The following is a 16527-nucleotide window of genomic DNA, read 5'->3' on the forward strand; positions in this document are numbered from 1 at the left end:
CGATTTCAAATAAATAATTAAGTAAAGGAGCACACCATGCGAGTATTAGTTATTGGTGGGGCCGGTTATATTGGTTCTCACGCTGTTAGAAAATTAATTGAAGAAGGTAACGATGTCGTTGTCCTTGATTCTCTCTATACTGGCCACAGAAAGGCTGTTGACAAGAAAGCCAAGTTTTACCAAGGCGATATTGAAGACACTAATTTAGTAAGCAAAATCTTACGTGATGAAAACATTGATGCTGTAATGCACTTTGCCGCTTACTCATTAGTTCCTGAATCAGTTAAGAAACCACTTAAGTACTACGACAATAACGTTTCAGGTATGATTTCTCTTCTGCAAGCAATGGATGATGCTAAAGTTAAATACCTAGTATTCTCATCTTCTGCTGCAACTTACGGTATTCCAAAGACTTTACCAATTACTGAAGATACACCGCTCGATCCAATCAACCCATATGGCGAAACCAAGATGATGATGGAAAAGATTATGCACTGGGCTGACAAAGCTGACGGCATTAAGTCAATCGCTCTTCGCTACTTTAATGTGGCTGGTGCTTCAAGCGACGGTTCAATTGGTGAAGACCATGGTCCTGAAACTCACTTAATTCCAAACATCTTAAAGAGTGCTATTTCTGGCGATGGCAACTTTACTATCTTTGGTGACGACTATGACACTAAAGACGGTACTAATGTCCGCGACTACGTTCAAGTTGAAGACTTAATTGACGCTCACATCTTGGCACTTAAGCACGTGATGGAAACTAACAAGTCTGACGTCTTCAACCTAGGTACTGCTCAAGGCTACTCAAACTTAGAAATCCTTGAAGCTGCTAAAAAAGTTACTGGCATTGACATTCCTTACACTATTGGACCAAGAAGAGGCGGAGATCCTGATTCTTTAGTTGCTGACTCAAGCAAGGCTCGTAAAGTCTTAGGCTGGAAGCCAAAACATGAAAATGTTGATGATGTAATTGCAACTGCTTGGAACTGGCACAAGAGCCATCCAAAGGGCTACGAAGATAAGTAAAAGGTAATATTTTATAACATATATTTTAATTTTACATACACAAAAAGCTGTCTATCAACAAACTAATGATAGACAGCTTTTATTTGATAATTTACTTTTCATTCAAGCCTTGGTAGTAATTATATACTTCTTGACCAGCAATACTTCCCTCACCAACTGCAGTTGCAATTTGGCGAAGTTCCTTAGCACGTACATCACCCAAAGCAAAAATACCCTTAACTTTAGTACGCATATTGTTATCTGTCAAAATCCAGCCTTGTTCATCTGTAATACCAAGATCTTTAAAAACAGCAGTTTGTGGTTGAATACCAACATAAATAAACACACCAGCTACTTTAACTTCTTTTTCTTCACCAGTTTCTTTATCTTTGTATTTAACTGCAGTTACTTTATTGCCATCGCCAACAATTTCTTCAGTTTGAGCATTCCAGATAAACTTCATTTTCTTGTTTTCAAAAGCCTTCTGTTGCAATTCGGCCTTGGCACGAAGTTGATCACGACGATGAATAACAGTTACAGACTTAGCAGATTGAGCCAAATATAGCCCTTCTTGAATAGCTGAGTCACCGCCACCAATTACTGCAACATCTTCGTCTCTAAAGAAAGCAGCATCACAAACGGCACAATAAGATACACCTTTTCCAGCATATTCTTCTTCTCCTGCAACGCCAAGATGCTTATGAACAGCTCCGGTTGCAATAACTACTGCACCTGCTTCATATTCACCTGAATCAGTCTTAATAATCTTTTTATTACCATCCTGCTCAATACTTTGTACATCGCCATAAGCAAATTCAGCCCCAGCGTTCATAGCAGTTTGATACATCTTTTCACCCAATTCAGGTCCTTGAATATCAACAAAGCCAGGATAATTATCAATACCAGCCGTATTATTCATCTGACCGCCATAAATCCCGCGATCAAGAATAACAACTTTTAAGTTAGCCCGAGCAGCATATAATGCAGCAGTTAATCCACCAGGACCTGCTCCAATCACAATTACATCATAATTTTTTCTCTCAGACATATTTTCGCCTCTATTCTTACTTTTTGTAAGTATATATTACTATGAGAAAATAAAAATTGCAATCCTTTTGCTTAAAGTTGAATTTCTGGCTTTGGAGTTCTTCCCATCATTTGTTTAATTTCATCTTCAACATTGGCATTTTCATATAAAACACGGTAAATTGCTTCACTAATTGGCATATCAATATTCTTTTCTTGAGCCAATTCGTGAACAGCTTTAACAGTAGTAGCTCCTTCGACAACTTGTCCCATATTTTCTAAGACATAATCTAAGCTCTTGCCTTCACCAATTTGCTTACCTGCACGCCAGTTACGAGAATTAACTGAGGTACAAGTAACGATCAAATCACCGATACCAGACAAGCCTGAGAATGTCATTGGTTTTGCACCAAAATAATTTACTCCTAAACGTGTGATTTCTGCTAAACCACGAGTCATTAAAGCTGCCTTAGCATCATCGCCATATCCTTGCCCAACCAAGATACCAGACGCAATTGCAATAACATTCTTAACTGCTCCGCCTACTTCAACACCTACTAAATCGTCATTAGTGTAAAAACGAACATAGTTATTTGAAAATACTTCTTGGATTCTCTTTGCATTTTCTTCGCTAGTTGATGCACAAGCAATTGCAGTCAAATCTTTTTGAGCAACATTTTCAGCATGACTAGGACCTGAAATAGCTACAATTTTTTCACTATTATTAGGATAAATTTCTTCAGTTAAAATATCTGAAATTAATTTTTTGCTTCCTGGTTCAATTCCTTTAGTTGCAGTCACTAATAAAGGAGTTGCCCCACTTTTATCTAATACTTTACGTACATTTTTAGCAACAATTCGAACTGCTTTAGTTGGTAAAACAAATAAAACAATCTCTGCACCTTCTAATGCTTTTTCTAGATCTCCAGTAGCTGGTACATTAGGATTAAGTTTCCAATTTTTCATATAATGAGTGTTCGTATGGTGCTCGTTGATTTCCTGATTAACACTATCAATATTTCCATATAACACTACATCATTTCCATTATCAGCTAACATTGAACCAAGAACTGAACCCCATGATCCATTACCTAAAACTGCAATTTTTGCCATTTTCTTACTCAAACTTTCTATAAAAAATATTTCTTTCAATCTCTATTATACGGGTATTTTAATCCGCTACCAGCTAAATACCACTTCGGCTTTATAACCTTTCGACGATAAATCCAAAGAATAATCGCCCCAAAGAACAAAATCAAGCTTAATGCCTGTGAAACTCGAATCGTATTAGCGATATATAAACTATCCGTTCTCATTCCTTCAACAAAGAATCGGACAGCAGAATACCAAATTACATAACTTAAAAAGATTTCCCCCCGCTTAAACAAATGTTTTTTATGCCTTAAACTCAAAATTAAAATTAAACCAATCAAATTTAAAGCCGATTCATATAAATAAGTTGGTTGATAATATGAACCATTAATATACATTTGTTGAATAATGAAGTGCGGTAAATGTAAACTTTCTAAAAATGATAAGGTCGTTTTAGCGCCATGTGCTTCCTGATTCATAAAATTGCCCCACCGTGCAATTACTTGAGCAGCCATCACACCAGGAGCAATAATATCAAGCATCAAAAACGGAGGAAGCATTCTTCGATGACAAAAAATTAATAACACTATTAAGCCAGCTATCAAACCGCCATAAATAGCAATTCCACCATTCCAAATAGCAATTATTTGATCAGGATGTTGCGAAAAATATCCCCATTCAAAAACTACATAATAGATTCGAGCACCAATAAAACCAATTGGAACTGCCCAAAGAAGGAAATCAATGAAGTCATCAGGCATAATTTGTCTTTTTTTTCCTTCATTAATTGCCATTAAAGTGGCAACCAAAACACCAGTAGCCATTAAAATGCCATACCACTTAACCTGAATTGGTCCCAAATCAAAAGCTACCGGATTTAAAGCTAAACTCATTTCTTGCTTTCACCTTCGTCTTTTTTAGAATTATCTGAGATTAATTCAGTAAGATTTTGTTCAAATTTTTGGCTTGCGTCATATCCCATCTTCTTAGCTCTAAAGTTCATCGCAGCAACTTCAATAATAATTGCTAAGTTTCGTCCAACTTTAACAGGAACCGTTACTTGAGGAACGTCTACTTCAAAAATCTCACGTGTCTTTTCATTGAATCCCAAACGATCATAGTTAGCTTTAGGATCCCAATTTTGCAAGCAAATTATTAATTGTATTTCAGTACTATCCTTAACCGCGCCAGCACCAAAAAGATTCATCACATCAATAATTCCAATTCCTCGAATTTCCATTAAGTGCTTCAAAATTTTGGGAGCTTCCCCAACTACAGTCTTATCATCTTTTTGGTAAACATCAACTCGATCATCCGCAATTAAACGATGTCCTCTTTTAACTAAGTCTAAGGCAGTTTCTGACTTACCAACACCAGAATTTCCAATAATTAAGACACCCATTCCGTAGATTTCTACTAAAACACCGTGAATACTCTTTCTTGACGCTAATTTTTCATCTAAAAACTGAGTAATCACACTTGATAAATGCGTTGTAGCCATATTGCTAGAAAAAACAGGGATATTCTCTTTCTCAGCAGCCTCAAGCATTTCGGAAGGAATTGGTAAACCACGAGACACAATAAAACAAGGGGTCTCAGGAGTAGCCATCTTATTAAAAACCCGCTCGCGTAAATCATGGTCTAAACGTGCACTATAAGAAATTTCGGTTCTTCCTAAAAGTTGAATTCGATTTTTAGGATAAAAGTCAAAATATCCTGTTAATTCTAACCCTGGTCGCGAAATATCTGAAGTATCAATTAACTTTTGACTTAAATATTCTTTTCCTTCAATAATCTTAAGTGAAGGTACATCTTTTACTAATTCGCTAACTTTAACTGCTTCAACCATTTTTGTTGTCCTCTTTATCTTCTACATCTTTGACTGAAACATCTCGTGCTTTCTTTCGCTTTTGATTATTGCTAGTTGGCTGCACTGGATTATGAATACCAGAATCAGTTGAATCTTTCTTATTACCTGAAAACTTAGCTATCAACCAAATTATCAAGGCAACAATTAATGCGGCCGGTAAAAGTCCAATAAAGAACTTAAACACGGAAAATAAGATACTTAAAATAACTAATGCAGCTAATACTAATATTAAAATAGTTACAAATCCCATAAGCTTTTTTCCTTAACATTTAGTTTGGATTTTTTTGACTTAAAAGCCACTGTAAATAAGCGTAAATAAAATTATCTAATTTTCCATCCATTACGCCATTCACGTCACTTGTTTCAAAATTAGTTCGATGATCTTTCACCATATTATAGGGATGGAAGACATATGAACGAATTTGAGAGCCAAAACCGATTTCTTTTTGATTGCCTTTGAGTTCTTCTGTTTGCTTCTTTTTCTTTTCCTCTTCCAGCTGGAACAATTTAGCACGCAGCATATTCATTGCAGTTTCTCGATTTTGCAATTGAGAACGTTGAGCTTGTGATGAAGTAACAATTCCAGTAGGCAAGTGGGTAATTCTAACAGCACTTGAAGTCTTGTTAATATGCTGACCACCTGCACCGCTTGAACGATAAACATCAATTCTTAAATCATCTGGATTAATATCAACCTCAATGCTCTGATCAATCTCGGGTATAACCTCAACCGAAGCAAAAGAGGTATGGCGTCTTTTAGCGGAATCAAAAGGAGAAATTCTGACTAGCCGGTGGACGCCATTTTCTGACTTAAGTAAGCCAAAAGCATTCTTACCTTGAATTCTGACACTTACACTTTTAACTCCCGCTTCCTCACCAGGCTCATAATCTTCAATTTCAAATTTTAAATCATGATTAGCTGCATAGCGTTGATACATTCTTAAAAGCATATCAGCCCAATCCATGGCCTCTGTGCCACCTGCACCAGGGTGGATTTCCATCAGAGCATTATGTTGGTCATATTTATCTGATAACAATAATGATAATTCATAATCATGAAAACTTTGTGATAATGAAAACATCTCTTTAGCTAATTCTTCACTTAACTCAGGATCTGGATCAGTTTTAAGCAATTCTAAGGCTGTTTGAGCATCTTCAAACTTTTCTTCAAGTTGTTTGAAATTTTCGCTCTTTTCTTTCATCCGATTAGTTTCATTAATTAAACTTTGTGCTTGTTCTTGATCATCCCAAAAACCGGGTTCCGCCATTTTCTGCTCATTGATTGCAATCCCCTCGTTTAATGAATCAAAGTCAAAGAGACCTCCTAAAATGTTCTAACTTAGGATTTAATTCATTTAGTTTTGCTTGAATTTCACTAATCTCCATTTTTATATTCCTCACATCATCTAAATCACTTTTACTTTAATAATAGCAAAAAAGAGAGACATTATCTGCCTCCCTTTGTTTTATCGACTAATGTTTTGTCGTATTTGAGCCTTCATGAATAGACGGGTGGCATCAAATTCGATATCACTGATCATTTCTTCAAACATTCTATAGCCTGCTTCTTGATATTCAACTAATGGATTAAGTTGTCCATATCCTCTCAAACTAATAGATTGACGTAGTTGATCCATCGCATCAATATGATCAGTCCAGCGTTCATCTACGACACGCAAGATAACAACTTTTTCAAATTCTAGCATTTGCTCAGGATCAGCCAGTTGTTTTTCCTTTTCGGCGTAATTATCTTCGGCAATCTTGTAAAGACGCTTTTTAAGTTCTTCAGCACTTAAGTGCTTAATATTAAGTTTCTTAGTAGTTTCTTCATCAGTAATAGCAGATGAAATAAAGTCCCTTAATTGATCGTTGCGCCAGTCCTTTTTATCGCCCTGCGTATACATATCAACTTGATGATCGATAGTTCGTTTAATCATTGGCATCAGCACAGGTTTTAATGATTTTTCTTCAGAAATAACCTGCATTCTTTCCCCATAGATAATTTCACGTTGAGTACGCATAACATCATCATACTGCAAGGTCTGCTTACGAGTATCGTAGTTGTTACCTTCAACACGTTTTTGAGCTGATTCAACCTGCTTAGTGATCATCCGTGATTCAATTACTTTATCATCATCATTATCAGAGATTCGATCAAGGAATAATTTTACACGGTCCCCACCAAAACGCTTCATCAAATCGTCTTCTAGAGAAAGATAAAATCTTGTTACACCAGGATCTCCTTGACGACCAGATCTACCACGTAGCTGATTATCAATACGACGAGATTCATGACGTTCAGTACCAATAACTGCCAAGCCACCTAACTCTTTTACACCAGGCCCTAACTTGATATCTGTACCACGACCGGCCATGTTAGTAGCAATAGTTACTGCTCCTCTTTGACCAGCATTCATAATAATTTCTGCTTCTTTAGCATGGTTCTTGGCATTCAAAACAGCATGCGGAATACCAGCTTGATCAAGCATCTTACTTAAACGCTCAGAACTTTCAATTGCCACAGTACCAACCAAGACAGGCTGTCCTTTAGCATGACGTTCCTTAATTTCTTTTACTACAGCTTCAAATTTAGAATCTAAAGTTGGATATAGGATGTCAGGCAAATCTTTACGAGCAATTGGTCGGTTAGTTGGAATAGTAATTACTTCCATGTTGTAAATTTCACGGAATTCTTCTTCCTCTGTTTTAGCCGTACCAGTCATACCAGCAAGTTTTTTGTACATTCTAAAGAAGTTCTGGTAAGTAATGGTTGCTTGCGTTTTTGATTCTTCTTGAATCTTAACTCCTTCTTTAGCTTCGATTGCTTGGTGAAGTCCATCAGAATAGCGACGTCCTTCCATTACACGTCCAGTGAAGGAGTCAACAATCATAACTTCGCCATTTTGAACTACATAGTCAATGTCTTTCAACATAATGTAGTTAGCTCTTAACGCTTGGTCAATGTGGTGAACTAAAACCTGATTATCAATATCATATAAGTTCTTTAAGCCGAAATGTTCACAAGCTTTTTTAATTCCTTGGTTGGTCAAATTAATAGTTTTAGTTGGCCAATCAATCTTGTAATCACCGTGATCTTCATCGTCATCTGCATCATCATCACTTTTATCTTCAGTTAAAGTCTTAACAAAGCGGTCTGCACGAATATATTCACTATTAGCCTGCTCTGCTTGTCCAGAAATAATTAAAGGTGTTCTAGCTTCATCGATTAAAATTGAGTCAACCTCATCGATAATTGCATAGTTAAGTGGACGTTGCACCATTTGATCCTTGTAGACAACCATGTTATCTCTTAAATAATCAAATCCTAACTCAGAGTTAGTGGAGTAGGTAACGTCGCAGTTATAAGCGTCTCGCTTTTCATCTGCAGACATAGAATTAAGGTTCAAACCCACAGTCAAGCCAAGCCACTTATATAGTTGACCCATTTCACTTTCGTCACGGCTTGATAAGTACTCGTTAACTGTTACAACATGAACGCCTTTTCCTGTTAAAGCATTTAAATAAACAGGTAGAGTAGCTGTTAAGGTCTTACCTTCACCAGTCATCATTTCTGCGATATTCCCGTAATGAAGTGCAATACCACCAATGATCTGAACGCGGAAAGGATATAATCCTAAAACTCTCTTAGCTCCTTCACGTGCTGTCGCAAAAGCTTCTGGCAAAAGATCGTCTAACGTCTCGCCCTTTTCTAAACGTTTGCGAAATTCGGGCGTTTTTGCTTGTAATTGTTCATCAGACAATTTTTCATATTCGTCTGCTAAAGATTCTACCTTAGTTGCTAATTTTTCAAATTTTTTTAATTCTCTTCTGTCATTGTCATAAATTTTTTTAAGAATATTAGCCATTTAATCGGTCCTTAGGTTTAAATTTTGTGCACAAATCTAAAATAATACTATGTAATTTTAACATTAATTTGGAAAAATGAGAAACCTACTATTGCAAGAAAAAGCCTCTTAAGCTAATTCATTACTTAAGAGACTATCAATTAATAAAATTGTTTTAATTATTCGTTAGTTTCAATTAAACCGTAACGACCATCATTTCTGCGATATACAATACTTGTACCGTTAGTATCTGCATCTTCAAAAACAAAGAAGTCATGACCCAATAAATCCATTTGCAAAACTGCTTCTTCTGCGTTCATTGGTTTCAAATCTAAGTGCTTGTTACGAACAATATCAAATTCCTTAGGTGTCTTCTTTTCTTCTTCTAAGTCTTCATAGAAGAAGTCTTTCAATCCCTTTTCACGGCTCTTTCTATTAATACGAGTCTTGTATTTTCTAATTTGACGCTCTAATTTTTCAGAAACGAAATCAATGCTCTTGTACATATCATCAGTTGTATCTTCAGCACGTAAAACTAAGTATGGAAGTGGAATTGTCACTTCAACTTTAGCAGTGTGATCTGGATAAACTTTTAAATTGATATGAGCAATTACATCGGAATTAATTTCGAAGTACTTTTCGAGCTTATCCAATCTCTTTTGAACATAATCTCTTAAGGCATCAGTAACTTCGATATTTTCTCCACGAACATTGTATTTTAACATTGTAGATTCTCCTTCCAACGTCTTATGACGTTTTTCTTTACACATCTAGTATAGCAAATTGTAAGCGGTTTTACTAATCATTTATCTACTAATTGTAAAACTATTTATTTTACAATTAGGATAAGCTTCTAATACCGCATCCCGAGCATGATATAAGGTCCGTCCCGTTGTATAAATATCGTCCAACAACAAAATTTTTCCTCGGACATTCTTGTTTCTAATTGCTGAAAATGTCTGCTTAGTTAGCAACCGTTCTTGTCTATTTTTTTCACCTTGGGCTTTTTCAGTATCCGCCTTAACCAATAAATCTGTTAAAGGGACAAATTTTTGATAAATAGAAGCAATTGTTTCAAATCCTCTTTTTCGTAAATGGCTGGGAGAACTAGGAATCGAGACATAATAATCTGCTTTTGGCAAAGAATTAACTAATTCAGCTAGTACATAGCTCAAAACGTAGTCGCCATAGCGTTTATACTGCACCATCAAGTCATGAAAAGCTTCATTATATTGATATATGGCTTTATTGTCTAATATATTGCCTGCGTAGTTTTGCTGCCATTTAATACAATCAGAGCACAATCCTTTTTTATTTATTTCTTTGTTGCAGCCTGAACATACGATGCCTTTCTTTTTGACAAACTTTTGTAAACAATCAGAACAGGCATACTTTTCTTTAGATTTAACAAATGAAAAAATTATTTCGTAATTAATTTGGCTCCTAAAATTAGACTTACACAGTAGACATTTACTCATCTATTCATCATCCTAATCTGTCTCATTGCTTCTCGGATACTTTTAGTATATTTGTGATAACAAAACAAAACTAATCCATCTCGATCATCAGCACTTCTCCCAACTCTTCCTGCAATCTGAACTAAGCTTGGCGTATTATAAATTGGATCATCGGCAGCAATCACAATTACTTGAACATGCTTAAAAGTTACTCCTCGTTCTAAAATTGTTGTCGTCAGTAAAATATCTATCTCTCGCTTGCGAAAGCTAGCAACTTTTGCCTGTCGATCCTTATCACCTGCATACACACTAACAATCTTACTTGCTTTAAAAATCGAGCTTATATATTCTTCATAAGCCGGTAATTCTTTAATTCGAGGAACAAATATTAAAAGTGGCTTTTTCATATCAAGAATTTGCTTAATTTGTTTAATCAAAACCGGATGAACTTTTCCCTTATTTGAAATAAAAGACTTAAAAAAATATTTTTCTTTGGGGACTGGTAACAAACCTTGATGAAATCGCCTCTTAAGTAAAGAATAATTTATTGTTTTATTTTTCGCTTGCCTTAATAACTTTGAGTCTGGCGTTGCTGTTAGAAAAAAAGTACACCCTGCTTCCTTTACCGCGTTTTCTGCCGCAAAATGCAACATCTTATTTTCATAAAAAGGAAAAGAATCTACCTCATCAATTACAATTAAGTCAAAAGCATGATAAAACTTTAAAAGTTGGTGCGTTGTACAAATAACAAATTGTTCATCACTTATTTCATGATGTTCACGTCCATGGTATTTGCCAATTTCTACTTTTTCAAAAGCCGCTTGAAAACGTGGAAACAATTCATCAACTACGTCAATTCTTGGAGTAGCAATTGCTATTCGAAAACCGCCTTTTAAAACTTCTTCTACTACCTTAAATAGCATTTCAGTCTTACCAGCCCCAGTTACTGCATGAATCAGATGATTACGCCTATCTTTAAAAGAATTCACTAATTCCTTGGAGATCAATTCTTGCTGTTCAGTTAGCGTGCCACTCCAGCTTAAAGGCATAAGTACTTTAGGATAATTGACATTCTCAACGTTTCGTTCTAACTCATCCCCTTCTGTTATTCTTCCTAGCCCAATACACTCTCGGCAATACCGTCGCCCATCTGGTAATTTCGATACTGCTTTGGTGTTACATCGCTGACAAATTCCATTTATCATTGCAGGAACTTTTGTAGTTTCGCCGTTTATGTTATGGTTATTCTGATCAGATATCCATTGGCGTCCTTTTAATTCGGTCATCAATATCACCCTATGTTAATTACGCATTTGGAGGCGATTTTTTGTCATCAAAACCATTAAATTATTTAACAATTGGTAAAACTGGGCAGCATGAGCTAATTATTAAGAAAAGTAAATTTATTTGTTCTTTAGCCCGGACTGAAACAGTAGAAGAAGCTCAAGAATTTATTGAACAAGTTTCTAAAAAATATCATGATGCTACACACAATACTTATGCTTATACTCTTGGATTAAATGATAACCAAGTTAAAGCAAGTGACAACGGTGAACCTTCAGGAACAGCTGGAATTCCAGAACTAAAGGCTCTACAACTAATGAAGTTAAAGAATGTAACAGCCGTTGTCACCCGATATTTTGGCGGCATTAAGCTAGGAGCTGGTGGCTTAATTCGTGCTTATTCGAATTCAGTAACCGAAGCTGCGCAAAATATTGGCGTTGTTAAGTGCGTTATGCAGCAACTAATTCAATTTTCAATTCCATATAACCGAATAGATGAAATCAATCATTACTTAGAAGAAAATCGAATTTCAATCGCTAGCCAAGAATATACTACAAATGTCACTATTCAGATTTATTTAGACTTAGATCAAATTCAAAAAGTTGAAGACAGCTTAATTAATCTATTATCTGGAAAAGTAGAATTTAATAAACTAGATCAAAGATTCAACGAAATTCCTGTTACTGATTTTAATTTCCATGAGCAATAAAAAAAGATTTACGTTAATATCAACGTAAATCTTTTTTATCTGGATTCTTTTTATTTAATCGTCTAACCTTTACTTCAGGATCTGCACGTTCCATTTTATTAATAGTTCGTTGCAAGAAATGCAGAAGTGGCTTATATTTTTCACCTAATAATCCAATAGTCTCAACAAAAAGTTCAACTGCAAACAACAAGCCCAAAATTAATAACCAAATCCCCCATCTAGGTGAAACTAATGAAAGAAGTGATACAAAAGAAAAAATAAGTGAAATTCCATAAATGGCTAAAACCGTTTGACGATGTGTCAGTCCCATTCGCATTAACTGGTGGTGTAAATGGTGCTTATCAGCCTGAGAAATATTCTTTTTATTCAATTTCCTGCGGATCATTGCATATACTGTATCAGTAATTGGAACACCTAAAATAAGAATTGGTACTAATAACGATACAAAAGTTACATTCTTTAGTCCCTTTAAAGAAAATACCGAAATCATAAAGCCAATATACAGTGCACCTGTATCTCCTAAAAAGATCTTAGCAGGATGGAAATTATATGGTAAAAATCCTAATAAACAAGCTGCGAGCATAATACACATAATTGGAACATAGTGCTGCCAACTCTTTAGGAAGAAAAAGCCGACAATTCCCATCGTTACAAGAGAGATCAAAGTAACTCCTGTAGCTAGGCCATCGAGCCCATCAATTAAATTAACGGCATTAGTTAAAGCTAAAATCCAAAAAATAGTAAGAGGAAAACTCCACCAACCTAGTTGAAGATGACCTAATAATGGCAAACTTAATTCTCTAACTTTAATTCCAGCTAAAAAGTAAACAACTAGGGATGCTATAAAGATTCCAAACATTTTTTGTCTGGGTTTTAGTTCTAAAATATCGTCAATCAATCCAGTCAAAATAATGACACTAGATGCTAGTAATACTGAAAAAAGCTCATGTGTGGGGAAATCTTTCCTTAACAAAACAAACTCTCCAATATTAAAAGCTACAAAGATCGCTAAGCCGCCAATAGTTGGCATTGGCTTTTTATTAATTCGGCGAGCATTTGGATTATCAACTGCACCTAATACGAAAGCTAATTTTCTAATAAAAGGAGTTATAGCAGCAGTAATAATTACTAATAAGAATATTTTTACAATTGTCTGAAACATAACAATCTACTTTCTTAAACTTCTTTTTCTCATTATACCTAGACCCCAATTCAAACACAATAAAGCAATAAACAAAAAAGACGAATCTTAAGATTCGTCTTTATTTTGCTATTGCAACAGCACGTTTTTCTCGAATAACTGTAACTTTAATGTTACCAGGATATTCCATATCTTGTTCAATTTGGTTTCTAATATCATGAGCAAGAATAGTAGTTCGAGCATCTGAAATTTTATCAGGTTCGACCATCACTCTTATCTCACGACCTGCTTGAATTGCATATGCTTGTTTTACGCCAATATGTCCTTTAGCTATTGTTTCCAGTTGCTCTAAACGACGAATATAATTTTCTAGAGATTCGCTTCTAGCACCCGGACGAGCTGAAGAAATTGTATCAGCGGCCACAACTAGTTCTGCAATAAATGATAATTTAGGAACATCATCGTGGTGAGCAGCAATCGCATTCACAACCAAATCTGGTTCATGATATTTTCGTGCAAGTTCAACACCAATTTCTACATGGGAACCTTCAATTTCATGATCAATTGACTTCCCAATATCGTGTAATAATCCTGCGCGTACCGCTATTTTTTCGTCTAAACCAAGTTCAGCAGCCATCACACCAGTTAATTTGCCTACTTCAATAGAATGAGACAAAACATTTTGTCCATAAGACGTACGATACTTTAAGCGTCCCAAAATTTTTACTAATTCTGGATGCATCTTATGAATTCCAAGTTCCATTAAAGCACTCTCTCCAGCTTCGTAAATGTCATCATTCACTTCTTTACGAGCTCGATCAACCATTTCTTCAATCCGTGCTGGGTGAATTCGACCATCCTTAATCAAACGCTCTAATGCTCTTTTTGCAATTTCACGTCTAATTGGATCAAAACCACTTAGGACTACTACATCCGGTGTATCATCAATAATCACATCTACACCAGTTAAAGCCTCAAATGAGCGAATATTTCTACCTTCACGGCCAATGATACGACCTTTCATATCATCATTTGGTAAATTAACTACTGAAACAGTCTTTTCCGAAACTGTATCAGCTGCACTACTTTGAATTGCATCGACAATTACTTTACGAGCAAAATGATCCGCTTTTGCTTTAGCAAGTTGATTACTTTCTTCAATCATTTCTGCTCTCTCTTTAACCAGTTGGTCGGAAAGCTTGTCTAAAACGATCTTTTTAGCATCTTCTTGACTTAACTCTGCAACTTCACAGAGCTTTTGCTCTCGCTCGGTCACTAATTGATCAGCTCTTTTTTCTTTTTCTAAAACTTGAGCCTGCAATTTTTTAATTTGGTTTTCTTTTTGTGTGAGTTGTGAATCTTTTTGATCCAGCAAACTATCTTTATGATCAATAGCATCTTCACGTTGCAGTAAGCGATTTTCTTGTCTAGAAACTTCTTGTCGCCGCTCATTCAATTCATTATCTACTCTTTCACGATAATGATGAATTTCTTCTTGTGCTTCCAAGATCTTTTCTTTTTTGGCATCAGCTGCAGCTTTTCTCATCGCTTCTTTTTGAGAAGCAAGATCAGCCTCTACCGCTTTAGCCTTACTTTCTGCATCTGCCAAGATGTGTTTTGCATCATGGGCTGCATTCTGAGCTTGAGTCTCCCATTTATTCTTACGAAGACTATAACCCGCACAACCTCCAACTAAGACAGAAACAATAGCGACAGCAACAGGAACTAAAATTGTATTTATCATATCTTTTACTATCGCCTTTTTTATAGAATTATTTCACACATTATTAATAATAAAAGTATCCGGAAGTGATGTCAATCATACAAAAAACCTTGACTTTTAAAAGCCAAGGTTTAACTGTATTTGTTTACTAGTTTTTTTTACTTTTCTCATTGGAAGCATCATCTTTTACCGCTGCTGCTTCCTTCTCCTGCTTTATTTTTTCGGGGTTTTCACGCTCTTCAATAGCTTTAGAATCAATTCCATATGCTTTACGCACTTTTTCTTTTACTTCATCATACACATCTGGATGTTCTTCAAGGTACTGCTTAGCATTCTCACGTCCCTGACCAATTCGATCATCACCGTATGAATACCATGAACCAGCCTTCTTAATGATATCCTTGTCAGCAGCCATATCAATTAATTCACCAGTTTGAGAAATTCCTTTACCGTACATGATATCAACTTCTGCCACTTTAAATGGTGGAGCAACCTTGTTCTTAACAACCTTTAGCTTAACACGGTTACCAATTACATCAGATCCTTGCTTGATCTGTTCTGCGCGACGAACTTCTAATCGAATAGTAGAGTAGAACTTTAAAGCGCGACCACCAGGAGTAGTTTCTGGATTTCCAAACATCACACCAACTTTTTCACGAATTTGGTTAATGAAAACGGCGATTGTCTTCGTCTTAGAAATATTTCCAGAAAGTTTCCGCAAGGCCTGACTCATTAATCTCGCCTGTAAACCAACGTGAGAGTCTCCCATATCACCATCAATTTCAGCTCGTGGTACTAATGCAGCAACTGAATCCACAACCAAAATATCAATTGCACCACTGGCAATCAAAGTATCTGCAATTTGTAATCCTTCTTCACCAGTATTTGGTTGAGATAAAATTAATGAATCAATATCTACACCTAATGCCTCAGCATAAGCCGGATCCATAGCATTTTCAGCATCAATGTATGCAGCCGTTCCGCCACGCTTTTGAACTTCTGCAACAGCATGAAGTGCTACTGTAGTTTTACCAGAACTTTCTGGTCCATATACTTCAATAATTCGTCCACGTGGATAACCACCAACTCCAAGAGCAGCATCTAAAGCTAGTGAACCGGAAGGAATAGTGGAAATTTGAGTGTCTACTTTTTCACCCATACGCATAACTGCGCCTTTTCCAAAGTCTTTTTCAATCTTCTTTAAGGCAATGTCTAAGGCCTTCTTTTTATCATCTTTAGCCAAATCTCTTCCTCCTTATTCATTTATAATAATTATACTTGGTTTGACTACCTAAAAGCAAGAGAAATACGAACTAGCGTTCATATATATATTTCTCTAATTTTTATTACGCAAACTAACTTTATTTTTTTC

General features: G+C 35.7%; 15 protein-coding genes. 2 read left to right on the forward strand and 13 right to left on the reverse strand.

Annotation, left to right across the window (positions count from 1 at the left end):
• Nucleotides 1–36 precede the first annotated feature (36 nt).
• Nucleotides 37–1029 (forward strand): UDP-glucose 4-epimerase GalE, encoded by a 993-nt coding sequence (gene galE / locus F3I00_RS06950; protein WP_003646820.1) that lies wholly within the window; start codon nucleotides 37–39, stop codon nucleotides 1027–1029.
• 91 nt (nucleotides 1030–1120) lie between these two features.
• Here the strand turns inward: galE and trxB are convergent, their stop codons facing one another.
• From trxB to F3I00_RS07000, 10 genes are all read right to left on the reverse strand, one after another.
• On the reverse strand, nucleotides 1121–2056 hold the full coding sequence (trxB, locus tag F3I00_RS06955) for a thioredoxin-disulfide reductase (RefSeq protein ID WP_003648441.1): 936 nt from the start codon (nucleotides 2054–2056) through the stop codon (nucleotides 1121–1123).
• A gap of 71 nt (nucleotides 2057–2127) precedes the next feature.
• Entirely contained in the window at nucleotides 2128–3147 is a 1020-nt protein-coding gene (locus tag F3I00_RS06960; RefSeq protein WP_020806697.1) for an NAD(P)H-dependent glycerol-3-phosphate dehydrogenase, read from the reverse strand.
• Nucleotides 3148–3182: 35 nt separating this feature from the next.
• Entirely contained in the window at nucleotides 3183–4019 is an 837-nt protein-coding gene (lgt, locus tag F3I00_RS06965) for a prolipoprotein diacylglyceryl transferase (protein ID WP_159311039.1), read from the reverse strand.
• Complete coding sequence (gene hprK / locus F3I00_RS06970) at nucleotides 4016–4975, reverse strand: HPr(Ser) kinase/phosphatase (RefSeq protein WP_020806699.1); 960 nt, start codon at nucleotides 4973–4975, stop codon at nucleotides 4016–4018. Before hprK ends, lgt begins: the two co-directional genes overlap by 4 nt.
• Entirely contained in the window at nucleotides 4968–5246 is a 279-nt protein-coding gene (locus tag F3I00_RS06975; RefSeq protein ID WP_003648437.1) for a hypothetical protein, read from the reverse strand. Before F3I00_RS06975 ends, hprK begins: the two co-directional genes overlap by 8 nt.
• A gap of 19 nt (nucleotides 5247–5265) precedes the next feature.
• A protein-coding gene (prfB, locus tag F3I00_RS06980) for a peptide chain release factor 2 (RefSeq protein ID WP_113532452.1) occupies nucleotides 5266–6382 on the reverse strand; the annotation gives its coding sequence in 2 pieces (ribosomal slippage) (nucleotides 5266–6309 and nucleotides 6311–6382; 1116 coding nt in all).
• An 80-nt stretch (nucleotides 6383–6462) separates the two neighbouring features.
• Nucleotides 6463–8862: a preprotein translocase subunit SecA gene (secA, locus tag F3I00_RS06985; protein WP_020806701.1), complete on the reverse strand. Its 2400-nt coding sequence runs from the start codon at nucleotides 8860–8862 to the stop codon at nucleotides 6463–6465.
• Between the two features lie 158 nt (nucleotides 8863–9020).
• The gene (gene hpf, locus F3I00_RS06990) at nucleotides 9021–9566 is read right to left on the reverse strand and encodes a ribosome hibernation-promoting factor, HPF/YfiA family (RefSeq protein ID WP_003646990.1); all 546 of its coding nucleotides are present in this window, start codon (nucleotides 9564–9566) and stop codon (nucleotides 9021–9023) included.
• 81 nt (nucleotides 9567–9647) lie between these two features.
• Nucleotides 9648–10319, reverse strand: coding sequence for a ComF family protein (locus tag F3I00_RS06995; RefSeq protein ID WP_020806702.1), 672 nt, complete (start codon nucleotides 10317–10319; stop codon nucleotides 9648–9650).
• A complete protein-coding gene (locus tag F3I00_RS07000) occupies nucleotides 10316–11584 on the reverse strand; it encodes a DEAD/DEAH box helicase family protein (RefSeq protein ID WP_035425706.1) in 1269 nt (422 codons plus the stop codon). Before F3I00_RS07000 ends, F3I00_RS06995 begins: the two co-directional genes overlap by 4 nt.
• Before the next feature lie 41 nt (nucleotides 11585–11625).
• On the opposite strand from F3I00_RS07000, the gene F3I00_RS07005 reads away from it, so the two are divergent.
• Nucleotides 11626–12291 carry a YigZ family protein gene (locus F3I00_RS07005; RefSeq protein WP_020806704.1) on the forward strand — a complete coding sequence of 222 codons (666 nt, stop codon included), beginning with the start codon at nucleotides 11626–11628 and terminating at the stop codon, nucleotides 12289–12291.
• A gap of 19 nt (nucleotides 12292–12310) precedes the next feature.
• Here F3I00_RS07005 and F3I00_RS07010 read toward each other — a convergent pair whose 3' ends face one another.
• From F3I00_RS07010 to recA, 3 genes are all read right to left on the reverse strand, one after another.
• Nucleotides 12311–13453 (reverse strand): glycosyltransferase family 4 protein, encoded by a 1143-nt coding sequence (locus tag F3I00_RS07010; RefSeq protein WP_020806705.1) that lies wholly within the window; start codon nucleotides 13451–13453, stop codon nucleotides 12311–12313.
• A 100-nt stretch (nucleotides 13454–13553) separates the two neighbouring features.
• The gene (gene rny, locus F3I00_RS07015; protein ID WP_020806706.1) at nucleotides 13554–15176 is read right to left on the reverse strand and encodes a ribonuclease Y; all 1623 of its coding nucleotides are present in this window, start codon (nucleotides 15174–15176) and stop codon (nucleotides 13554–13556) included.
• Nucleotides 15177–15303: 127 nt separating this feature from the next.
• The gene (gene recA, locus F3I00_RS07020; RefSeq protein WP_020806707.1) at nucleotides 15304–16398 is read right to left on the reverse strand and encodes a recombinase RecA; all 1095 of its coding nucleotides are present in this window, start codon (nucleotides 16396–16398) and stop codon (nucleotides 15304–15306) included.
• Nucleotides 16399–16527 lie beyond the last annotated feature (129 nt).

It is taken from the genome of Lactobacillus sp. JM1, from assembly GCF_009834385.1.
Classification (GTDB): domain Bacteria; phylum Bacillota; class Bacilli; order Lactobacillales; family Lactobacillaceae; genus Lactobacillus; species Lactobacillus paragasseri.